Below are 23,379 nucleotides of genomic sequence, written 5' to 3'. Positions count from 1 at the left end.
CGGCTGGGATGTAACGAGGCGTAACGTAAATGGCGAACAACAAGTACAGCGAATCGATCGAGGACAAGGCGTTCAAGGCATTGGACGAGGCGCTCCAGATCGACTTCGGAGAAGACGATACGCTGTCTCGCAACGGCAAGACCGACGCCCCGGAGGCCAAATTGTCCGAAACACCGAGTGCCCGCAATCAACAAGGCTCCAAGGAGCGCGTGCGCCCCGCCAATACGCCTCGCCAGCCCGAGCAGCCGTCTCGCGCCCCGTCCTTCGCCGCCAACGACGCCAACCGCATATCGCCGGCTACGCTTCTCAAGTCCCTGGAGACCGGCTCCAGCCGATCGGCTGTTCGCAACGCAACCATCGTGTCGCTGCTTTGGATCGTCGGCGGTCTCGGCCTCATGGCCCTGCTCTATTCGCCGCAGATCTGGCAGATCCGCTCGATCGCCGATCTTTTGGCTCTTCCGGGCATTGTTGCCGGCCTCATCGGCATCATCGTGCCGGTGTTGCTGTTCTATGCCTTTGCCGTCATGATGGCGCGCGCCCAGGACATGCGCAACGCAGCACGCTCCATGGCCGAAGTTGCGCTTCGCCTCTCCGAGCCCGAGACCGTCGCTTCCGAACGCATCATGACGGTCGGCCAGGCCGTTCGCCGCGAAGTCTCGGCGATGAACGAAGGCATCGAACGCACCATCGCACGCGCTTCGGAGCTTGAAACCCTCGTCCACTCCGAGGTCAACGCCCTCGAGCGCAGCTACGCCGACAATGAATTGCGCGTGCGCGGCCTCGTCCATGAACTCGGGTCGGAGCGCGAAGCGATCGTCAACCACGCTGAGCGCATCCGCACGTCGATCTCGGGCGTGCATGATCAGCTCAAGGAAGACCTCTCTCTTGCCACGGAAGAGATCGCGATACGCCTTGCGACCTCGGGCGAAGCATTCGCCTCGATGATCGACACGCGCGCCGCGGCGATCACCGAAAAGTCGGAATCGGCCATCCAGTCGCTCGGCACGCTGCTTGCGGCAAAGACGGATTCACTGCTGCAAACGCTCACCTCCTCCGGATTCGCACTCACCAACGAATTCGACACGCGGCTGGATACCCTGGCGTCGAGCCTGAGCGAGCATGGAGAGCTTGTCCTTCGGCAGTTCGAGACGCGTGCGTCCACGATGGACAGCAACGCCGAGAAGCTGAACGCCGCGCTGAACGACCGTGCCCGCCAGTTGAACGAAATCCTGATCGCCCGCACCCGCGAGATCAACGAGAGCCTGACCGGTGGCGAGCGCACGATCAGCACCACGCTTGATGACGTTCTCTCCAAGCTCAACAGCGCGCTCGACGAGAAGGGTTCGACCTTCCGCCAGAGCCTGCAGTCGAGCGTCGACGACACCATCATGGATCTCGACCTTCGTTCCGGCTTCTTTGACGAACGGCTGCAAGCGACTGTCGCGCAGCTCTCGACCTCGTTCGATGAGCGCGTCGCGGAATTCGCCAATGCCTTCGACAAGCGTGCCGGCTCGCTCGACACGAAGCTCATGGAGAGCCTCAACCGCATCAACGACACCATGACCGGCGGTTCGGAGTCGCTGAACGGCATTTTGAGCTCGAGCATCGAACGCCTTGGCGCGTCGCTGACCGATCAATCGTTCGCACTGGCCACTGCCCTCGCGACCAGCCAGGAAGTTATGGAAACCTCGCTGGCAGGCAAGGTCTCCGAGGTCACCGAGGCTATCCATACCCACACGACAGGCATGACCTCGGCGTTGAGCCACGCCACGTCCGAAATCTCCCTGGCGCTTGCGTCGGGCACCTCGGAACTCCACAATAATCTCTCCGCACGCGCGACAGAGTTCCGAGAAACATTGCTGTCCACGACCTCCGATCTCAGCTCGGCCGTCTCCGCGGGCACCGAGCAAATTACTTCGGCCTTCGGCCGCGCCGACGATCTGAACACGATGATCTCCAAGCGCGCTGCCGATATCACGCACGCGCTCGATTCCGCGCATGAGCGGATCGACGGCGTGATGACCGATCGCGGAGGCGCGCTGACTGCCGCCCTTGCCGACAGCCACGACCGCTTTGAGAGCACCCTGGCAAGCCGCTCGGACGCAATCATCAGCGCCGTCTCGGGCAGCCATGAGCGCCTTGCGGACGCACTCGACGACAAGGCCATGACGCTGGCCATCTCGCTGGATGAGAGTCAGAACCGCTTCGAGGATGCGATCGCCAAGCGTGCGGAAGCGATTGCCGCTTCGATCGCCAGCGGCCATGAGAAGCTCGCCGATACTCTTGATGACAAGGCAATGGCCCTCGCCATCTCCCTCAACGAAGGCCAGTCGCGCATTGAAGACACGCTCGGCCATCACGCCGAAACGATCAGCAACTCGCTTGCCGGCGGGCACGACCGGATCACCGAGGCGCTTGATGACCGTGTCATGGCGCTTACGGTATCGCTGAACGAAGGTCATAGCCGCATCGACGAGGCGCTTGCCCGGCGCGTCGATACCATCGCGAATTCGATTGCTACGGTCCAGGACCGCCTCTCGGATACGCTGGACGAGAAGGCCATGGCGCTCGCGATCTCCTTCGGAGAAAGCCAGAGCCGTTTTGACGATGCACTGGAAGCCCGCACCAACGCCTTGCTCGACACCGTGGCCGGCGCCGAGTCCCGGGTTGCCGGCGCCCTCGTCGACAAGTCGGACGCCATCCGCAGCGCCTACACGGAAAGCCAGGAGCGCCTCGAGCGTTCCCTGAACGAACACGCATCGACGCTTGCCGGCACGCTGTCGAGCGGCAGCGATCGGATCGAGCAGCTGGCTGGCAGCGCCGCGGCCCGCATCGAATACAACCTCAGCAATGCGCATCAGAAATTGGAAACACTGCACGGCGACGCTGCCGCCCGCATCGAAGGCGGTCTTGCGGCTGCGCATGATCGTTTCGAAGCCCTGACCGGCAATGCCGCTACGCGTATCGAAAGCGGCTTGGACTCGGCCCATGAACGCATCCGTTCGACGCTGGCCGATCGCGAGCAGGCTATCAACCTCGCCCTCACCGACGCCCACAGCCGTATCAGCGATACGCTCTCCGATCAGGCGACGACGATCAGCGCCTCGATTGCCACCAGCGTCGGCATGCTGGAAATGTCCCTGGAAGACCATGAAGTCTCGCTTCGCCAGGCGATCGACAACAGTGGCCGGGCCCTGGAAGACCGCCTGCGCGACAGCACCGGTCACATTGCCGGCCGTTTCCAGGAGGCTGCTGGCGAGATCTCACGTTCGGCAGAGACCTTCTCTTCACAGCTCGACCAGTCGATCGAGGGCATGACGGGCCGCTTTGCGGAAACCGGCTCGCGCGTCGAGGCCGGCCTTGCCGCCCTCGAAAACCGCATCCGTGACGGCGTCGGCGGCGTGGCCGAGCAGGTCGACGCCGCTGGCGGTCGCCTCTCCAGCACTTTGTCCGACGGCATTTCCCGCCTCGGAACGCTCGGCGAAGACGCAACGAACCGTATCGCTGCGGCGATCAACGGCAGCGCCACGAAGTTTACCGAAACGATCGATCGCCGCACCGCCAACCTCACCTCGGAGATCGACTCCCGTACGGTCAGCATCGACGAGGCGATGGAACGCGGCAGCGTCCGCATCGAGGAGCGCCTGTCCACGATGGACCGGGCCCTCACAGTCGGCCTCGACGCCGTCAATCGCACGATCGAAGGTAAGGCTGCCGGGCTCGCGGCTTCGCTGCGCAGCGCCGTCGCCGAGACGACGAAGGGCATCGACGACGAAGCAGCCCGCGCCGCCGAAAACCTAGGCCGCACCGGCCAGCAGTTTGCCGAAGGCCTCGACGCCAAGAGCAACGAGTTCGCCCGCACGATCGAAGAGCGTTCCGAGCAGATCGTCGGCCGCGTCTCCGACGCCCAGAACCGTTTGGCCGGCCAGGCAGCGGCCGTTGCCCAGACTTTCTCGGAAGCCGGCAATGCCATTATCAAGAAGGTCGCCGAAGCCGAGACCCTCGTCAGTGGCCAGGTTGGCGCCATTTCCCGCGCCCTCGGCGACGCCCAAGCGACTTTCGAAAACCATGGTGCCGGTATCCGCACGACGATTTCCGACGCAAGTCAGGAAATTACCTCAACCATGGCAGACGTCGAACGTGCTCTGGAAGCACGTGGCAATGCAATCCGTTCGAACCTCGAGGATCGCACGCGCGAAATCGACTCGACGCTGACCAATGTCGAAAAGGCGCTCGAGGCGCGTGGCGACGCCATCCGCTCGACGCTCGACGATCGCACCCGCGAGCTCAATTCGATGCTGTCCGGTCGTTCCACGGAGCTGTCGCGCATTCTCGAGGAGACGGCGCGACCGCTGATCGACCGCTATGCCGAAGCAGGTAAGGACGCCGCCGCGCGCATTACGACAGCGACCGAACGCAGCACCGAGCGCCTGCGCAGTGAGAATGAGGCGCTCGTCAACGCAATCACGGCACGGACCGAAAGCGCATCCTCGGCCGTCGACGCGATGGAAAACAGCCTGCTTGCCAACGTCAACAAGCTGATCGAACGCCTGTCGGACAACAGCTCAGCTATGGGCCAGGTGATGAGCCGTGCCGCCGAAAATCTCGCGGCAGTGGATGGCCGCCTCGGCGATACGACGTCGCGCTTCACCGAGTCTGCCCAGAAGGCCGCCGAAATGGTGTCTGCCTCGACGCGCCTGCTCGAAGGCAAGGTCGACCGCCTCTCGGACATTTCGGGCCAGACGCTTGCCCAGGTCGGCGGTATCATCGGCCGGTTCGACGAACACTCCAAGGTGCTCAGCCAGGCATCCGGCCTGCTGGCAGCCGCTCAATCCAACCTCGTGTCAACGCTCGAGGATCGCGAAAGCGCCCTCCAGAACCTTTCCGTGGGACTTGTCCAGCGCTCCGAGGAAATCGAACGGACGATGCGTGCCCTGGGCGGCATGGTCGAATCCGCATTCGACCGCGCCGAACAGCGCTCCAACCAGGTCAGCGGAACGCTGCGCGAAAGCGTGCAATCCTCGTTCTCCGACATCGGCCGCGTTCTTTCCGAAACCGAAAAGCGGGCTGAGGAAGCCGCCTCAACGATGCGCGCTGCGATCGTCAAGGCCGGCGAAGACGCCAATGCCACAATCGACGGCGCCTTCGGCAACGCCGAACGTCGCTCCAGCGAGCTTTCCAGCCGCTTGCGTGGCGGCCTGACGGCCTCCCTGTCGGAAGTCGAGCGTATGCTGGGCGAGGCAGGTCGTGCATCCGACGGCGCTGCCCAGACCATGCGCGAGTCGCTTCGCGAGGCAGTCGAGGAGGCAGTATCCCGCTTCTCCGGCGCCACCGAGGAGATCCGCCGCTCGGCCGGCGATATCCGCAAGGAACTCGACATGACCCGCAGCGAATTGAAACGCGGTGCATTCGATCTTCCGGAAGAGGCCAAGGAAAGCGCTGCTGCCATGCGCCGCGCCGTTGCCGAGCAGATCAAGGCTTTGCAGGACATCTCGCACATCGTTGGCCGCTCGACGCAGCAACTGGAGATCTCCGAGCCTGCGCCGCGGGCCATTGCTCAGCCTCAGCCTCAGCCTGCGCCACGCCCGGCTCAGCCGGCCGTTACCCAGCAGGCGCCCCAACCCACCCCTCCCGCAGCCCCCGCCCCGGCTCCGGCAGCAACACCCTCGCCGATCGAGAACCTCGGTCTGCGTGGCTCCCTGACGCCTGCAGCCGCAACGCCGCAGCGCGCCCCCGTTGCCGCTCCCCCGGCAAGCGGCGGCTGGATCAGCGACCTCCTGCGTGGTGCATCGCGCGATGAGACCGCCGAGGAAGCTCCAGCACGGCACCCAGCCCCACGCGCCGAGGCTGCCGCGGCGGCACCTGCCCGCACGGCCGATAGCCGCAATCCGCGCCACGTCGTCGAATCGCTGAACTCGCTTTCGGTAGATATCGCGCGTGCAATCGATCATGACGCTTCGGTCGATCTGTGGCGTCGTTACCAGCGTGGCGAACGGGACGTCTTTACGCGCCGCCTCTACACGCTGAAGGGCCAGCAGACCTTCGACGAGATCAAGCGCAAGTATGATCGCGAGCCGGAGTTCCGCACCGCCGTCGATCGTTATATCGCCGATTTCGAGAAGCTCCTTTCTGATGTTTCCCGCGGCGATCGCGACAAGACGATCACGCAGTCCTATCTGACCTCGGATACCGGCAAGGTCTATACGATGCTTGCTCACGCCGCAGGGCGACTGGGCTAAGCCACACTCAAGGAACAAATGAAATGGCCGCCCAAGAGGCGGCCATTTTCATCTCGGGCGATTGTCCTGACGTCGCTCTCTGCGAAAGGTCGGGTCGGGTCGTGGACGGTGGATCGTGTTACGCCATCGCGCTAGGCCGGCACGCGCCAGCAGGCACCTTGTGGTGCATTGCCGGCGCCCTCGATCAGATCGACTGGAGGGTCCAGTTCACGATCTCAGCCGTCACGCTCGCGAACGCGCGATCGAGACCCTTCACAAGACCGTCGTTGGACCCATTGGCCGGCACCGCTTGTCTGAACACTTTCTGGGTTCTCACGGTGCCATTCCGGTCGTTCACGATCTTGGCCGAAATCTCGACGACCGCGTGGCTGCCACCGGTCGTGTCGATCTCGAAAGCGCGGATATCGGTCACGAGCTGATAGTCGATCGCCAGTCCCTGCCCCGGCACGCCGACGCCGCCGAGCTTGCCTGAGTTCTCGTAGGCTTCGACGAGCTTTGCCTGAACCATGCGCGGCAGCTTGTCGCCCCATTGCGCCTTGGAAAGGTACTGTATCTGCGACGGCGCCACCCGAATGACAATCTGTTCGCTGTCGATCGCCCGCAACGCAGTTGGCTGCTGCACCAGGATCTGCCGGCCCCTGGCCGCCGGCCCACTGCCAGTCACCGACGCGGAGAGGTCGTAGGTGTCGTTCCTGGCAGCCGTCCCACAGCCTGCCAGACCCGCCAATAGCGGCAGCGTAATCGCGGTCGTCGATAGCCACGAACGACGCTGCAACAGATCCGATACGGCCATATGCGCTCCCCTAATATCCCTATTAACGCCGCGTCCGGCCGTCATATTGCTTTACGGTATCCCCACCGAAGATCAGCCGCTGCGGATTGCGGTCAAAATTGCCGATCGCATCGTTGAGGTTTTGCACGGTGGAGCGCGTGTCGTTGATGAGCGACTGCACATCGCGCAGCCCACCGCTGGAAAATTTCTGCAAGTTGTCCGCAATAGGACCGATGCGCGAATTCAGATTGTCGGCGACCTTCTTGAATGAGGTGAGCGTGTCACGCGCCTGCGCAAAAAGCGACTGCGTATTGTCCGTACCGAGCAGCGCGTCCAGCTTGATCAGAATGCCGTCGACACGTGTGGACGCCGCGTTCAGCTTGTTCGCCATCTGCGAAACATTCTGGATCGTCTGGTCGATGTCCTTCTGCCGAGCCGAAACAGTGTTCGCGACGTCCTTGATCGAAGCGACTGCGGTGCGTGCGTCCTTTGTCGCCTGGGAGATATCGTCGACGGATCCCTTGACCTTCGCCGGGTCGATCTGCGCGACCAACGTATCTACTCGATCGAGCGTCGCCTGCGCCTTCTTGCCGAGGTCGTTGTAGGTCGTCGCCGTTTCCTGGAACTTCTGGATCGCTCCCTTGAAGTTGCCCGAAGCATCGGCGACGTCGCGGCTGACTTTCTCGGCATTGCTGAGAATGGTGTCGATCTTCTTCGCGTCGACGGCCTTCACAAGGGCCTCGACCGCTTCCAGCGTCGAGTCGACACGACCCGAGACCTTACGCACGGTCTCGGAGAGTTGGCCGACACTCTGCAGGAACGAGTCGATGTTGCCTGAGTTCTTGGCCAGTGCATCGGAGAAGGTCTCGGCATTCTGCAATGTCTTCGTCAGCGGCCCGCGTGCATCCGTCACAAAGCCCTGAATCTGCCCGACAGCATCGTTCGCTCTGTCAAGAATCTTGTCTGCCGTCGCCAGAAGATTCGTGACACTCGACTGATCCGCGACGATGACCGCTCGCTTTCCGGTCTCGAGGGACTGTTGAAGGATGTTCTTTTCGCCGATCCTCCCGCCCGAAAGTTCGATATAGGCAGCACCCGTCAGACCCTGGATTTCAAGGATGGCTTTCGTCGAGGGATAGATAGGCGCGTCGACCCGCACCTCGGTGAACGCCAGTGAGAAACTGGGATCGTCGGCATCGATGGACAGCGACTTGACCGAACCGACCTGAATGCCGTTGAACCGCACCGGCGAGCCGACGCTCAAGCCGTTCGCGGAGCCGGGAATCCGGACGATCAGTTCGGCCATCGGCCCACCGCGCCCATATTCCGCCATCCAGTAGACGAAACCGAACGCCGCCGCGATAACGAGCACCGTGAAAAAGCCGACAATCGTGTAGTTCGCTTTTGTTTCCATCGTATCCGCTCACTTCCCGCGGCTATCTTGCGCCAGGCTGTCCTTGCCTGCGTGGCCACGCTGCGGCACGACCGAACGCGCCCGCTTGCCCTTGAAATAAGCCTGAACCCAGGGATCGTCGCAGGCCAGCATGTCGTCGATCGTTCCCTCGACCAATACCCGCTTCTTGCCAAGCACCGCAATCCGGTCACAGACCGAGAAGAGACTGTCGAGGTCGTGCGTGACCATGTAGACGGTCAGGCCGAGGGTGTCCCTGAGCCTTGCGATGAGCTCGTCGAACTCCGCGGCACCGATCGGGTCGAGGCCCGACGTTGGCTCGTCAAGGAAGACCAATTCCGGATCGAGCGCAAGCGCGCGTGCCAGCGCAGCACGCTTGATCATCCCGCCCGAAAGCTCCGACGGGTATTTGTCGGCGGCATCAGCCGCAAGCCCGACGAGGCGGATCTTGAGCTGCGCGAGTTCGTCCATCAGCGACTGGGGCAGGTCCAGATACTCGCGCATTGGAACCTGGATGTTCTCCCGGACGGTCAGCGAGGAAAACAGCGCCCCCTGCTGGAACAGCACACCGAGCCGCATGTCGAGCGCGTTGCGCTGCGGCTCGTCCAACTCATCGAAGTCCTGACCGAGAATCTTGATCGTTCCAGAGCGCCGCGGCAGCAACCGAAGCACCGTCCGCATCAAGACCGACTTGCCCGTTCCCGACGCTCCGACAAAACCGAGAATTTCGCCGCGATAGATATCCAGATCCAGATGGTCGAGAACAACCTTCGACCCGAATGCGACGGTCACGCCGCGCGCTGATAGCACGACATCTCGCCCCTCGTTGTTTCCGGTCTCTGTATGCTGCCCGTCCACGTACAATCCTTAGAAATTGATGGCCGCATAGAACATGGCAAAAAGCCCGTCCATGAGGATAACGACAAAGATCGCCTTCACTACCGCCGCGGTCACGTGCTGGCCAAGCGACTCGGCGCTGCCGCCTACCTTTAAGCCCTCGACCGCCGCAACGATACCGATAACCAGCGCCATGAACGGCGCCTTGATCATCCCGGACAGCACCGTCGACAGCGTGATCGCCTCATGCAGGCGGGAGACGAAGTTGGCGAAGGTGATGCCGGAATAGGCCCAGGCGACCACGGCTGCGCCGGCGAGCGAGGCAAAGTTCGCGATGACCGTCAACAGCGGCAGCGCCACCGTAAGGGCAACTAGGCGCGGGAAAATCAGCACGCCCACGGGATTGAGCCCCATGACCTTCAATGCGTCCACTTCCTCGCGCATCTTCATCGAGCCGATTTCAGCCGTGATGGCGCTGCCCGAGCGGCCGGCAATCATGATGGCGGTGAGAAGCACACCGATTTCTCGAAGCTGCAGGATACCGACGAGATCGACGACGAAGACTTCGGCGCCAAAATAGCGGAGCTGAAAGGCGCCCTGCTGCGCGATGATCGCACCAATCAGAAACGACATCAGCAATATGATCGGCACCGCGCGCACGCCCATGTGGTCGATCTGGTTGACGATCGACGCCGGCGATACGCCGCTGCCTCGCCCGAATTTCATTTGCGCGCCGCGGACAGCGGAGCCGAGGATATACATCGCGGCCGCGAGGTTGTTCCAGAGCTCGGAGGTGATCTTGCCGATCGGTGCGAAGATCCGCTCCGGCCAGCTTGCGCTTGGCTGCGGCTCCTGCTCGGGCTGCGGCGGTTCCTCGGAAAACTCCGCGATCATCTCGTCGATATGGGTGTTACTGCCTTCGAAGCGCACGATCCCACCGGCGCCTTCCACCTGCTTCTTCAGCCGGCAGAGCAGCCAGACGCCCGCAGTGTCGATATCGGTCACGCCTGACAGGTCGAGTGTCACCTCGCCGCTTCGGCCGGCGGTAAGCTTGTCGAAGTCACGCAAAACGAGATGCAGGTTGGCGCTTCGCCAGTTCCCTTCGATATGAACGAACTGACCCGCGCCATGGCTCTGGTCGTCCACATGCAGTGAGGCGGCGTTACGGGTTTCGGACTTCAAAACGCTTGTGTCTTTCAAGGCTTACGGCGACATTGCCGACTCGCGAACTAACGGCTCGCCGCTTCGGATCAATATACCCAAGCCGCACCAAATTTCCATGCGCGCAGGATTGCAAATATGCCACGGTCACTTGAAATTCGGACGGATTCCTTCCCCATAGCGGGCACATTCACGATCTCGCGGGGCGCCAAAACGTCGGCAGACGTGATCCTCTGCATAATCCGGAAAAACGGGTTTGCCGGCCGAGGCGAATGCGTTCCCTATCGCCGCTATGGCGAGACCATGGAAAGCGTGGCAGCACAGATCGAAGCGGCAAAGCCGTTGATTGAAGCCGGCCTGACGCGAAAGGAACTTCAGCGAGCTATGCCTCCCGGCGCCGCGCGCAATGTCGTTGACTGCGCCCTCTGGGATCTGGAAGCCAAGAGTTCGGGCGAAACCGTGATCATGGCGCTGGGCCTGGCGCGGCCGCAGCCGCTGACGACCGCCTTCACGATCTCGCTCGGCGAACCTGACGTCATGGCTGCACAGGCGCGCGCAAACGCCGATCGGGCCCTCCTGAAGGTCAAGGTCGGCACCGGCGATGACGAAAGCCGTATCCGCGCGGTTCGCGAGGCAGCGCCCAATGCGGCGATCATCCTCGATGCCAATGAGGGCTGGCCTGACGAAACGCTTGTGCATCATCTGCGCATCGCTGCCGAGATGGGCGTCGCCTTGGTCGAACAGCCGCTGCCGGCCGGCAAGGACGAATTTCTGGCGGAGATCCGTCGTCCCGTCCTCGTTTGCGCGGATGAAAGCGTCCACCATACCGGGGACCTCGCCAGCCTTCGCGACCGCTACGACGCGATCAATATCAAGCTCGACAAAACGGGTGGCCTCACGGAGGCGCTTGTGATGAAGAAAGAGGCGCAACGCCTTGATTTCAAGATCATGGTCGGCTGCATGGTCGGCACGTCGCTGGCAATGGCGCCAGCCGTGCTGCTGGCCCAGGACGCCGAGTTCGTCGACCTCGATGGACCGCTGCTGCTTGCTCGCGACCGCGAACCGGGACTGCGTTATACGGCCTCTCTCGTTTTCCCGCCGGAACCGACGCTCTGGGGCTGAAGATAGTAAGCCGCGATAACCAGCCCGAGACCGGTCAGGGCGACGAGTGCCATCACGTAGTAGCTTGCGAGGCCGAGCCAAGCGTAGATGTAACCGGAGGCGATGGTCATCAGCCCCATGAACATGCCGTTGTAGAAGAAATACGCGCCCTGCGCCGACGATTCCTGCGTCTCCTGCACTGAGGCGACGATACGTGTCTGCACGCCCGTATGCACGAACGCATAGGTGCAGGAATGCATGCACTGAAGCAGGAAGAAGCCCCAGAACCCCCAATGCATCGGGAACAGAATCCAACGACACACGCTGACAGCCGCCCCGAACCGAATTAGCGTCCAGGCGCTGAACCGGCGGTTCAGCCGGCGGGAAAGAAAGAAGACGGTCACTTCGGCCGCAACACCAGCACTCCACAAAACGGCGATCTCGGTGCCGGAAAAGCCGAGTTCTCGCCAGTAGAGGGATGCGAAGGCCTGCAGCACCGCGTGGCTCGACTGCTGGATTGCGACCCCGATCAGCAACGCCAACAAATGGGGCTGGCGCAGAGAACTCCCCGTTGCAGCCGAGATATCGACAGGTATCCCGCGCCTGCGCGTCGGGCCGATCCGGGGACAATAGATAGCCATCACAACAGTCATAACAAAGCCAAAGGTCATGACCGGCAACACCATCTCGCCACCCCAATGCCCGATCAGCTGCCCGCCGATCAGAGTGGAGACGATGAACGCTACCGACCCCCATACCCGCATGGAGCCGTAATCCAGACCCCAGCGCCGCACTCCGGAGATCACGATCGATTCGACAACCGGGACATAACAGGCAAAGGTCGCTCCCTGGATCGTGTAGACGATCAGCACCGGCCAGAATGTGTTCGTCCAGTAGAGCGCGATGGCTGTCAGCAGCGACAGGACTCCGGAAAACAGCAGCACATCCGCTCGCTCCCTCATCCGGTCGGCATACATCGCCACGATCGGGGCGACGAGCACGCGCACGACCATCGGCACCGCGAGGACGACGCCGATCTCGTGGTCGTTGAATTCGTGCTGTGCAAGCCACATCGGAAAGAATGGCAACGCAACGCCATTGACGAGCAGGGGCGCGCAGTAAGACAGGGCACTGAGAAGCCGAAAGCGCGGCGGGGCGCCCTCGCCTGTCTGAGGGTTTTGAGCGGGAATCATTAGGTGGACCTGCAGGAAACTGAACGCTGCCTATCACGTCAACCTAAGGGCGACTATGGCAAGAAATTGCCCGATTGAAACGTTTAAAAAAATAAATAGGGCCTGTCGCAAAGACACAACGGGCTAAACTGATGCATTGAATTGCTGGCTTGGGAGATTGCGCCTAAGCGGCTTGCGGGGCGACGTCCTTTTCGCGATGACCGATCGCCATCGGGACCGCCTGCGTACCGCTCATGGAACGCCATTCGATCAATTCAAAGGCGCCGTCTTGATGCTCGGCGATCGCCGTACAGCTTTCGACCCAGTCTCCAGTGTTGATGTAACGGATCCCATCCATGTCTTCCATGACAGCGTGATGAATGTGGCCACAAATCACGCCGTCCGCACCGTGCTTACGGGCTTCGTCGGCAACGACGCGCTGGAACTCGCCGATGAAGTTGACTGCATGCTTCACCTGAAGCTTGGCCCATGCGGAAAACGACCAGTACGGCATCCCCATCCGGCGACGGATTGCTGCTAGGCCAATATTGATCATGATCGCCATGTCGTATGCCCAGTCGCCGAGATAGGCGAGCAGGCGGGCGTTGCGCACCACGACGTCGAACTCGTCGCCATGCAGCACGAGGTACTTCTTGCCGTCGGCCGCATCGTGCATGATGCGCTCGGCAACCTCGATGCCACCGAAATGGGTGCCTGGAAAGTCACGAAGGAATTCGTCGTGATTGCCGGGGATATAAATCACCCGCGTGCCCTTCCGCGCCTTGCGCAGCAGCTTCTGGACCACGTCGTTGCAATCCTGCGGCCAGTACCAGCTACGCTTCAGTCGCCAGCCATCGATGATATCGCCGACGAGGACGATGGTATCCGCCTCGTGATGCTTGAGAAAATCCAACAGGAAGTCCACCTTCGCGGCCTTGGAGCCGAGATGCACATCGGAAATGAAAAGCGTACGGAAGTGCCGCGTATCCATATTGTCCCTCACAAGCATCCTGCTCGTGTCCCATGGTTCACCCGACCATCCAAAACCAGAGTCGTGTTTCAAGAAGATGACATCCGGTTGTCACGCCCGATTTTCCCGGTCTCTACAGACCTGCGCTCCCGTCACGGCAGATTTGCGCTGTTTTCGCATTTCGAACGGAAATTCCGACTGTTCGACCATCCCGTTTGATGTATTGAAGGCAGTTCAAAGACAGCATGCGGCAGCCGGAGGCGATGATGGATCATCACGAAAAGTCCAAGACGGAAAAGAATTTGGCAGGTGGAAGCCTCGACGAGCAGGCGCTCTACTTCCATCGCTATCCGCGTCCGGGCAAGCTTGAAATCCAGGCAATCAAGCCGCTCGGCAACCAGCGCGACCTGGCGCTGGCCTATTCCCCCGGCGTCGCAGCACCCTGTCTCGCCATCCGCGACAATCCCGAGACGGCCGCCGACTATACCTCGCGCGCAAATCTCGTAGCGGTCATTTCAAACGGTACGGCCGTTCTCGGCCTCGGCAATATCGGTCCGCTGGCATCAAAGCCGGTCATGGAGGGTAAGGCCGTCCTCTTCAAGAAGTTTGCCAACATCGATGTCTTCGATATCGAGGTCGATGCAACGAGTGTCGATCAGATGGTCTCGACCGTCGCCTCGCTCGAGCCGACCTTCGGCGGCATCAATCTCGAGGACATCAAGGCGCCGGAATGTTTCGAGATCGAGCGCCGCCTCCGCGAGACCATGAAGATCCCGGTTTTCCATGACGACCAGCATGGCACGGCCATCATCGTCGCTGCGGCGATCCTCAATGGCCTGGAACTGGCCAACAAGAAGATCGACGAGGTCAAGATCGTCGCTTCGGGCGCGGGTGCCGCTGCCCTCGCCTGCCTCAACCTCCTCGTCACGCTGGGCGCCAAACGCGAGAATATCTGGGTCCACGACATCGAAGGCCTGGTCTACGAAGGCCGTACAGAGTTGATGGACGAGTGGAAGAGCGTCTACTCCCAAAAGAGCGACACGCGCACGCTTGCGGAAAACATCGGTGGCGCCGACGTATTCCTTGGCTTGTCTGCCGCCGGCGTGCTGAAGCCGGAACTGCTGGCGCAGATGGCCGAAAACCCGCTGATCATGGCGCTCGCCAATCCGACGCCGGAGATCATGCCCGATCTCGCCCGCGCTGCCCGCCCCGATGCAATGATCTGCACCGGTCGCTCCGACTTCCCGAACCAGGTGAACAATGTTCTTTGCTTCCCCTACATCTTCCGGGGTGCTTTGGATTGCGGCGCGGTCACCATCAACGAAGAAATGAAGATGGCTGCCGTGCGCGCCATCGCCGCACTTGCGCGCGAGGAGCCGTCCGACGTCGCCGCCCGCGCCTATTCGGGCGAAACGCCGGTCTTCGGCCCGAACTACCTGATCCCTTCGCCCTTCGACCCGCGCCTGATCCTGCGGATCGCCCCGGCGGTCGCGAAGGCTGCCGCCGAAAGCGGTGTCGCCCTGCGTCCGATCACCGATTTCGACGCCTATCTCGACCAGCTCAACCGTTTCGTCTTCCGTTCCGGCTTCATCATGAAACCGATCTTTGCTGCGGCGAAGAATGCCGAGCGCAAGAGGGTCATCTTCTCGGAGGGTGAGGATGAACGTGTGCTGCGCGCCGCGCAGGTGCTGCTGGAAGAAGGCATTGCCGAACCGATCCTGATCGGCCGCCCGCAGGTCATCGAAACGCGCCTCCAGCGCTACGGCCTGCGCATCCGCCCGCTTTCGGATTTCGACGTCATCAACCCGGAAGACGATCCGCGCTTCCGCGAATATGTCGATCTCTACTTCTCGCTGGTCGGGCGTCGCGGCGTCATTCCGGAGGCCGCCCGCACGATCGTTCGTACCAACACGACCGTCATCGGCGCGCTGGCGCTGAAGCGCGGCGAAGCCGACGCGCTGATCTGCGGCCTAGAAGGCCGTTACGAGAAGCATCTGCGCGACGTTCGCCAGATCATCGGCAAGCGGCATGACGTCTGCGACTTCTCGGCACTCAGCCTGCTGATCTCGCAGCGCGGAGCCACGTTCTTCACGGACACCTACGTCACCTTCAATCCGACTGCGGAAGAAATCGCCGAGTCCGCGGTTCTCGCCGCCGAGGAAATCAAGCGCTTCGGCATTACGCCGCGCGTGGCCCTCGTTTCCCACTCGAATTTCGGCTCGCGTGAATCCGAGAGCGCGACGAAGATGCGTGCTGCTCTCAAGCTCGTTCGCGAAGCAGCCCCGGAGCTTGAAGTCGACGGCGAGATGCATGGCGAGAGCGCGATCTCCGACGCCCTGCGCAAGCGCGTCATGCCCGACACGACCCTGCATGACGAAGCGAACCTGCTGGTCTTCCCGAACCTGGATTCGGCGAACATCACCCTCGGCGTCGTGAAATCGATGATCGACGGCTTGCATGTAGGGCCGATCCTGCTGGGCGCTGCGCTGCCGGCGCACATCCTGGCGCCCTCGGTGACCTCCCGCGGTGTCGTCAACATGGCTGCCCTCGCCGTCGTCGAGGCTTCACAGCCGGCGTGATTTGCGGCCGATCGAGAAAATGCGCTAAGATTCCGACTGCAGCCTGTTAAGACAAACGGGCTAGCAATGGAGGCGCGGCAGGACGCCGCGCCTTACGACCTGCTCACCGATGGGACGATGCCTTGAACCGCTGGATTCTGTCATTCGCAGCCGCACTTGTGTTGATCGGCCCGGCCCACGCCCAGGTGCCGGCGATCTGCGGAGACCTGCGTGCCCGCCTTGCCGATCTGCCGCAAATCATCGGCAGCACGCCCGAGGTGCGCAAATTCGCCAGCGCCATCGCCGAACAGAACTTTGAGCTTCGCAAGGTCCGCAGCGATCTCCGTCAGAACGGCTGCACAAGCGGCAGCATGGTCGTGATCGGCGACGATGACGGCTATTGCGGGGAGCTTGAGCGCGCGGAGAGCAAAATGGTCGACAACATCCGTTATCTGCAGCAGCGGCGCGACGAGCTGCGTGGCCAAAGCGAGGATGTCCGCACGCGAAACGAGCTTCTTGCGGCGCTCGATGACAATGGCTGCAACGAGGAACAGTGGCCCGCCGACAGCGGCGATGGATATGCACCGCCTCCAAGCATTGAAGATCAGGCGCTGCGAAACGACACCTTCGTACCGCCGGGTGGCGATCCCGGCCAACGCCGCTACGGTCTCCCCGGCATGTCGACGCCCTCTCATCTCAATACCGTCTGTGTGCGCACCTGCGACGGTGGCTTTTTTCCGTTAAGCTCGAATGCAACCTCGCAGGACTTCGCCCGCGATGCCGACACCTGCTCGAAGATGTGTCCCGGCATCGACACCGAGCTCTTTTATCATGACGTCTCCAGCACTGAGACTTCACAGATGATATCGGCGGCAACGGGCGCTCCTTACAGCGCGATGCCGAACGCTTTCGCCTACAAGAACCGCAAACCCGGCGAAAAATCATCCTGCAGCTGCGACCTCAACGCCTACTATGAACGGATGCGAAAAAGCCAATCGATCAGCGAACCGCCGCAACAAGGATCGATCACTACGATCGAAACCAAGAAGCCCGAGCCAGCGAGCAAGGTCGCCGCCCCGGCTGCACCGCAGCCTCAGGTGCCGGACAGGCCATATGATCCGGCGACCAACAAGGTGCGCCAGATCGGTCCGCAGTTCTTGGCCGGCGACCAAGGCACAATCGACCTCAAGCATCCGGCAAAGCCGGGCCCTCAGCCGCGGCAGCAATAGCCGCCCTCAGTCCGCTGGATTGTCCCAGCGATCCGTAAACACCAGTTCCTCCAGCAGCAATCGCTGGCGCCATCCTTTGACGGCGAGTTCCGGCTGGTCATAGAGCCGGTCGACATAGCCGACGCAGAGCCAGGCAACGATCTCGACCCGATCAGGAACACCGAGGATGTCCTTGATGTCGGACTCGTGAAAGATGCTCACCCAGCCGACCCCCACGCCTTCGGCTCGGGCGGCGAGCCACAGATTCTGCACGGCACAGACCGTGGAGTAGGAATCCATTCGCCGATTGTGCGTCCTGCCAAGAACGACATCGCCGCAGCGATGCGGATCGCAGGTCACGCAGATGCTGAGCGGTGCGGTGCGGATGCCCTCAAGCTTCAGTGACCGGTAGAGCTGTTGCCGCCCGCCTTCAAACATCTCGCCCGCCTCGCGGTTGGCGCGATCGAAGGCCTGCCACGCGGCCTCCTTCACCTTGTCATCGCGCACCAGGATGAAATTCCAGGGCTGCATGAACCCAACGGACGGCGCGTGATGTGCGGCCGTCAGAAGCCTTTTGACGACATCGTCCGGTATGGCATCCGGGAGAAACTCGGAACGCACGTCGCGTCGCGTCGAAATCGCCCTGTAGACGGCGTCGCGTTCCTCAGTCGAAAAGGCTGCGGCTCCCGACAGGGAGCCTGAATGGTCTGGTCGCATCGTCAATCCCCAACAACACAACCGCCCGCCGTCCACGCGGGTCAGTCTATGATGTCGGGCCGGTCTTCTGACTTGGCGTCATCCGACTGCCGCGCCTTCCCGGTACTGGACCAGTGGCTCTTTGCGGCAGCCGTCAGCCTTACAGCGTTGGGCACGTTTCGGTCTTTCACCGAATTCCCGATTCTCCCGCCTGCGGCGGGCACCCGACGGACGCGTCTATGCCTATAAACCCTGGCCGACGCAATCCCTTAATCCGAGACGGGAAAGTAGCGCACGTAGGCGAACTCATCACCTGACGGCGACCAGTTGGGCACGTTGATCGTTCCCTGCCCGCCGAAGAGATCGAAGAGCGTCGTCAGGTTTCCGCCATCCATGTCCATCAGCCGCAGGCGAACATCGAGATCGCGTGGATGGTCGAACACATCAGGATCGTAAGAAAGGATCAGAACCTTGTCGTTGTTGGGCGACGGATGGGCAAACCAGTTCCCATAGTTGTCACTGGTGACCTGCTCGAGACCGGTCCCATCGGGATGGATTCGCCAGATTTGCATGAGGCCGGTGCGGCTAGAATTGAAGTAGATCCATTGACCGTCGGCGGAATAGTCCGGCCCGTCATTGCGTCCCTCGCCGTGGGTCAGCCGCTTTTCTTCGCCGCCGTCAACGGAGATCGTGTAGATATCGAACAAATCGTTGCGGATGCCACAATAGGCGAGTTGCTTCCCGTCGGGCGACCAGCCGTGCCAATAGGATGGCCGATTTTGCGTCACCAGCCGCGGCGTACCACCTTCGGCCGGCAGCACATAAATCGTCGACTTCCCGAACTCGGTTTTGTCGGAGATGACGATCTGGCGGCCATCGGGCGAAATACCGTGGTCGTTGTTGCAGGTCGTCGCAAAGCCGGTATCGACCTTGCCGACCTTGCTCGAACCATCAAGTGCGAGACGGTAGAGGAGTCCGTCGCCGTTCAACAGTAGATAGGTCCCATCCGGCGAAAAGTTCGGCGCCTCAACGAGTTGCGTGGTTTGCCAGACGACGCGCGCCTCGCCTGTCCTGATGTTGTAGATCTCAACGGAACTGCGCAATCTGAATCCTCCTGAGCATCGAATCCGCCAGACCTACGACGGCTCGCCACTCAGCACAAGCAAATGCGCCTGACCGAGAATCTGCTCTGGAGGTAGCTCCTGCGTGATGGGCGTTTTATCCACCGATCACAAATGCGGGAAACCTAGCGGTTCATCTAGCGTTCATGACGAAGATGTGACAGTTCGACGAAGCTTTTATGACGTCGGAGTTTTCCAGTTGATCGCGTTGGTAATGAGGTCTGCAGCGGCAGCGCGTTTTGCGTCGCTTTCCACCGATTTCGGGGGAAGCGCTCGGTCGCCCGCGCTACGCACCGCACTCAGCGTTGCTTTTTGTGCCCTGCTTGCGCTCCTTGCCACCGCCACTGTCGAGATCATTGCCCGCGATGGGTTGGCCGACGTCCGCGAATTCCTGACATCGCCTGTGCGTCCGGGGATGACGACGGTTGTGATGTTGACTGTCCTGATGCTGTCGCTCGATGCAGTCCTGGGCCGGCGGTTCATTTCGGCGCTGATCGTTCTTCCGCTTGTGATCGTCCCCGCCATCGTATCCAACCAGAAGCAGCACTACCTTTCGGACCCGCTTTATCCATCGGACGTCCTTTTCGGGCGGCAGATCATGGAACTGCTCCCTGTGATGGTGCGCGACCGCCCCTGGACGGCCGTTGCAATGCTTGTCGGCATTGTCCTTTCCGCTACCGCGATTGTCATCTTCTGGCGCTTCGCCTGGCGCAACTTCCCGAAGCTCCCAAGGGCCTCTCGCGTCCGCCGGCTTTGCGTCGGCCTGCCCGTTATCGCGGCTTTCGGGTCCTTGATGGACTATTCCCAGTATTCCTTCATCCGTGACCGCCTGCAGGTGGTTCCGATGATGTGGGACCAGAAGGAAAACTACCGGAGCAACGGCTTCATCCTCGCCTTCATCTTCAACATTCCGATGGCAGACGTGGCAGCGCCTGTCGGCTTCGGTACAGAGGCGCTCGACGCCATCCCCGGCCGCAACTACGGCTACCTCAGCGGACCACGCGAAAAGCCTGACGTGATCATGCTGATGAGCGAGTCATTCTGGGATCCGACCCGCCTGAAGACGCTGAGCCTGTCGCCAGATCCTATGCCGACGATCCGTGCAGAGCAGTCCGGCTATGTCTTCTCGCCGGAGTTTGGCGGCATGACCGCCAATGTCGAATTCGAGGCGCTGACAGGTTTCTCCAACGCCTTCCTGCCATACGGCAGCATTCCCTACCAGCAATACATCCGTCGTGATGTTCCCTCGCTCGCCACGTTCTTCCGTGGCGAAGGTTACGCGGCGCGGTCGCTGCATCCGTTCAGCGGCTGGTTCTGGAATCGCAACGAGGTTTACAAGGACTTCGGCTTCGAGCAGTTCCGCTCCGAAGAAACCCTGCCTCCCATGGAAAAGCGAGGCATCTTCGCTTCGGACGAGTCGCTTATGAAGGAGATCATGAACGAGGCTGACGGCATGGATCGCCCGTTCTTCTTCTTTGGTGTCACCTTGCAGGGACATGGCCCCTACGAACCGAACCGTTACGCCCACAACACTATCGACATCAAGGGCAACCTGAACGATGCCGACCGCGCCACCCTTGGCACCTATACGCAGGGTGTCAAGGAAGCCGACGACAGCCTCAAGATGCTGATGGATTGGGCAGAAAAGCGCGACCGCGAAACGATCATCGTGCTGTGGGGCGACCACCTGCCCCCGCTCGGCAATGTCTACATGGCGACCGGCTACATGCCGGACCAGGTTGCCACCCGCAAGGCATCAGTGAGCGTCATGAAGCAGGAACACGAGACCCCGCTCGTCATCTGGTCGAACAAGAAGGGCAGCAAGAAGGATGTCGGCACCATCAGCCCCTCATTGCTTCCGTACCACCTCCTGAAGTTCGCCGGCTTCGAGCATCCCTACTACACGGGCTTCCTTGGCCGCGTGCAGAAGAAGTACAGCGTCATCGACCGGTATCAGCTCATCGCCCGCGACAACGCGGCATCTCCCGATTGGGTCCTGAAGCCGAAGAACCTCGATCCCCTCGTCCGGGACTATCGATACCTCCAGCATGACATCATGTTCGGCAAGGCTCAGACGCTCGAGCGGTTCTTCCCGCAGCATGCCTGGCTCTATGCGCAAGGCACATAGAAAAGCGGCACAAGCCCGCATTGCAATTTGAAAACATTACGGAATACTGGCGCCCGAGCGATCTAGCATTCGGAGTCGGCCATGCATAACCTATCGGACCTCATCCACCATCACTTCGACAAGCCGGCCGACGAACTCGGCGAGATCGAAAGGCGCGTTCTCGCGAAGGCGCACGAGCGCAAGATAATCTCGACCGATATCAATGCCGCTCTTCAAGCCGAATCTTCCTCCGGCCAGCGCTTGGCAGATACGATTGCGCGTGTTGGCGGCTCGTGGAGCTTTATTATTGCTTTCCTGCTCTTCCTGGTCTTCTGGTGCGTTGTAAACACCATTGTATTGCTGACGCGCGCCTTCGATCCCTATCCGTTCATTTTCCTCAATCTCGTGCTTTCGATGCTGGCGGCGATCCAGGCTCCGATCATCATGATGTCGCAAAACCGCCAGGCGGAGCGCGATCGGTTCGAGGCGGCAAAAGACTATGAGGTCAATCTCAAAGCAGAACTGGAAGTTCTATCCCTCCATCAGAAGATTGACATGCGCGTGCTCACCGAAATTGCAGCATTGCGCGAAGACATCGAGCGTTTGAACCAGCGTCTGCCCAGTTGATCGAAGGATCCGGGATCGCTTGAATTTAACTATAACAATCGATTAACGATCCGCTAACCAAGTCCCGCATTGAAACACCGACGCAAATGTTGGAGGAGCAACGGGAACCAATCCGATCCGACAATACGATACGATGCTCACTGGCCGACTGCATACACGCGACGAAATCCTTCATCACCCTCTGTTTCTGTCGATCGAACGCCAGATCGCGCTCCACCTTATCGGAATTCACAAGCGAGCTCCTCGCCTTGCCCGCCTCGCCGCCTCGCACCAAAAGTGGCTGCTGACGCAAACGCTCTTTGCCATGCACGCCGGACGGGACCGAGACAACCCGCTTTCGGGACTCACGGCCGGCCGCATGATGCAGGCCGCCAAGGAGTTCGATCTCGCCAGCAAGAATACGGCTGCCTCGTTCCTTGCCGAACTCATCGCCTATAAGTTCCTGCGGGATGCTGCCGATGAAACGCCCGACCGGCGCCTGCGTCGCCTCGAGACGACCGAGGCGAGCGAGGAGGCCATGGCCTCCTGGTTCCAGGGCCATATGGCCTGCCTCGATCAACTCGACGGCGGCAATCGCGCAAGCCTGACCGCTGACACCCCGCGACACTTCCTTCTCGCACAGCCACGCGCTGCGCGTGCCCTTATCCAGGATCCGGTCTGGAAAGAACCACCGAGCAGCATCGGGCATTTCCTCTGGTCGGATGTCGGCGGCCTCGTGCTGCACGATCTGATCAGCCGCCTGCCGGACGACGCGCGGGAGCATGATCGCACTCTGCTGAAAGGCGTGACGATCAGCGAAATCGCGAGCGACTTCGGCATCTCCCTCACCAACTTGAAACGGATGTTCAAGAAAGCAGAAACGGACGGCATGCTCGGCTGGGAAAACCCGCGCAACCTCGGCACGCTATGGCTTTCCAAGACATTCATCGAAGACTATTTCCACTGGCAATCCGCAAAGTTTGCTGAATTAGACAGCGCTATCCACTGGGCGGCCGACCAAATCCGCTAGCACCATTGAGCATCCCGCCGATGCGGAACTTATACGGACCAACGTCCGATGCGGTAGTCAGAGCGCGCCACCCGCCACCATCGTATAAATCGGCATAGGGGACGATCGATGTGATCGCACCCCTGCCACACCACCCGGCATGCGGGTCCGCACCGGGCGGTTCGAGAGATTGAGGTTAGACGAGCCTGGGCATTCCAAGTTGGTCAGCCCATCTAATGGTGAGGGTGGCGTTAAGGAGCTTGCCGCTGTTGCGCCACCAGCGACCGGCATTTGCTGCCACTTGCTGGGCCACCCCAGGTTTCGCTCCCCTTGCCATCATTTCCCGAAAGATCGTCCTGCCGTGCTTCCATTGCTTGAGCTGGATTACCCTCACACGATGGCGCATCCACT

General features: G+C 61.3%; 16 protein-coding genes and 1 riboswitch. Of the genes, 7 read left to right on the top strand and 9 right to left on the bottom strand.

The annotated features are described in order from the left end of the window. Positions 1 to 29: 29 nt before the first annotated feature. Positions 30 to 6,239, top strand: coding sequence for a membrane protein (locus tag RHIBUN_RS0125055; protein WP_025661678.1), 6,210 nt, complete (start codon positions 30 to 32; stop codon positions 6,237 to 6,239). A 184-nt stretch (positions 6,240 to 6,423) separates the two neighbouring features. On the opposite strand, the gene RHIBUN_RS0125050 is transcribed toward RHIBUN_RS0125055, so the two are convergent. The 4 genes from RHIBUN_RS0125050 to RHIBUN_RS0125035 are packed head-to-tail and all read right to left on the bottom strand — an operon-like array spanning position 6,424 to position 10,459. Continuing rightward, entirely contained in the window at positions 6,424 to 7,032 is a 609-nt protein-coding gene (locus RHIBUN_RS0125050) for an ABC-type transport auxiliary lipoprotein family protein (RefSeq protein WP_018854838.1), read from the bottom strand. Positions 7,033 to 7,054: 22 nt separating this feature from the next. Beyond that, positions 7,055 to 8,425, bottom strand: coding sequence for an MlaD family protein (locus RHIBUN_RS0125045; RefSeq protein ID WP_018854837.1), 1,371 nt, complete (start codon positions 8,423 to 8,425; stop codon positions 7,055 to 7,057). Between the two features lie 9 nt (positions 8,426 to 8,434). Continuing rightward, complete coding sequence (locus tag RHIBUN_RS0125040) at positions 8,435 to 9,280, bottom strand: ABC transporter ATP-binding protein (protein ID WP_037089011.1); 846 nt, start codon at positions 9,278 to 9,280, stop codon at positions 8,435 to 8,437. 9 nt (positions 9,281 to 9,289) lie between these two features. Further along, a complete protein-coding gene (locus RHIBUN_RS0125035; protein ID WP_025661676.1) occupies positions 9,290 to 10,459 on the bottom strand; it encodes an MlaE family lipid ABC transporter permease subunit in 1,170 nt (389 codons plus the stop codon). Positions 10,460 to 10,558: 99 nt separating this feature from the next. Here RHIBUN_RS0125035 and dgcA point away from each other — a divergent pair, with 99 nt between their 5' ends. After that, entirely contained in the window at positions 10,559 to 11,542 is a 984-nt protein-coding gene (gene dgcA / locus RHIBUN_RS0125030; RefSeq protein ID WP_025661675.1) for an N-acetyl-D-Glu racemase DgcA, read from the top strand. Here the strand turns inward: dgcA and RHIBUN_RS0125025 are convergent. Continuing rightward, positions 11,494 to 12,714: an MFS transporter gene (locus RHIBUN_RS0125025; RefSeq protein ID WP_025661674.1), complete on the bottom strand. Its 1,221-nt coding sequence runs from the start codon at positions 12,712 to 12,714 to the stop codon at positions 11,494 to 11,496. The genes dgcA and RHIBUN_RS0125025 overlap by 49 nt on opposite strands. Before the next feature lie 163 nt (positions 12,715 to 12,877). Next, on the bottom strand, positions 12,878 to 13,702 hold the full coding sequence (locus tag RHIBUN_RS0125020; protein ID WP_082728551.1) for a UDP-2,3-diacylglucosamine diphosphatase: 825 nt from the start codon (positions 13,700 to 13,702) through the stop codon (positions 12,878 to 12,880). Between the two features lie 227 nt (positions 13,703 to 13,929). Here RHIBUN_RS0125020 and RHIBUN_RS0125015 point away from each other — a divergent pair, with 227 nt between their 5' ends. After that, positions 13,930 to 16,242 (top strand): NADP-dependent malic enzyme, encoded by a 2,313-nt coding sequence (locus RHIBUN_RS0125015; protein WP_025661672.1) that lies wholly within the window; start codon positions 13,930 to 13,932, stop codon positions 16,240 to 16,242. Positions 16,243 to 16,364: 122 nt separating this feature from the next. Then, entirely contained in the window at positions 16,365 to 17,450 is a 1,086-nt protein-coding gene (locus tag RHIBUN_RS0125010; RefSeq protein WP_025661671.1) for a DUF2865 domain-containing protein, read from the top strand. A gap of 6 nt (positions 17,451 to 17,456) precedes the next feature. On the opposite strand, the gene bluB is transcribed toward RHIBUN_RS0125010, so the two are convergent. Continuing rightward, positions 17,457 to 18,146 carry a 5,6-dimethylbenzimidazole synthase gene (bluB, locus tag RHIBUN_RS0125005; protein WP_025661670.1) on the bottom strand — a complete coding sequence of 230 codons (690 nt, stop codon included), beginning with the start codon at positions 18,144 to 18,146 and terminating at the stop codon, positions 17,457 to 17,459. A 39-nt stretch (positions 18,147 to 18,185) separates the two neighbouring features. Next, a riboswitch (cobalamin riboswitch) is annotated at positions 18,186 to 18,368 on the bottom strand. Positions 18,369 to 18,394: 26 nt separating this feature from the next. Then, positions 18,395 to 19,228, bottom strand: coding sequence for a TolB family protein (locus tag RHIBUN_RS0125000; protein WP_025661669.1), 834 nt, complete (start codon positions 19,226 to 19,228; stop codon positions 18,395 to 18,397). Positions 19,229 to 19,445: 217 nt separating this feature from the next. Between RHIBUN_RS0125000 and RHIBUN_RS0124995 the strand changes: the two genes are divergently transcribed. From RHIBUN_RS0124995 to RHIBUN_RS0124985, 3 genes are all read left to right on the top strand, one after another. Further along, complete coding sequence (locus tag RHIBUN_RS0124995; protein ID WP_025661668.1) at positions 19,446 to 21,374, top strand: LTA synthase family protein; 1,929 nt, start codon at positions 19,446 to 19,448, stop codon at positions 21,372 to 21,374. An 81-nt stretch (positions 21,375 to 21,455) separates the two neighbouring features. Beyond that, on the top strand, positions 21,456 to 21,980 hold the full coding sequence (locus RHIBUN_RS0124990) for a DUF1003 domain-containing protein (protein WP_018854826.1): 525 nt from the start codon (positions 21,456 to 21,458) through the stop codon (positions 21,978 to 21,980). 133 nt (positions 21,981 to 22,113) lie between these two features. Next, on the top strand, positions 22,114 to 22,989 hold the full coding sequence (locus RHIBUN_RS0124985) for a hypothetical protein (RefSeq protein ID WP_025661667.1): 876 nt from the start codon (positions 22,114 to 22,116) through the stop codon (positions 22,987 to 22,989). 175 nt (positions 22,990 to 23,164) lie between these two features. On the opposite strand, the gene RHIBUN_RS37130 is transcribed toward RHIBUN_RS0124985, so the two are convergent. Continuing rightward, positions 23,165 to 23,379, bottom strand: a 215-nt coding sequence (locus RHIBUN_RS37130) for a hypothetical protein (protein WP_025661928.1), incomplete at its 5' end; no start/stop codon positions are given.

Source organism: Rhizobium sp. IBUN (genome assembly GCF_000510625.1).
In the GTDB taxonomy this organism is placed as follows: domain Bacteria; phylum Pseudomonadota; class Alphaproteobacteria; order Rhizobiales; family Rhizobiaceae; genus Rhizobium; species Rhizobium altiplani.
The sequence above is the reverse complement of the archived record's forward strand: the minus strand, read 5'-3'. Positions and strand labels throughout refer to the sequence as shown.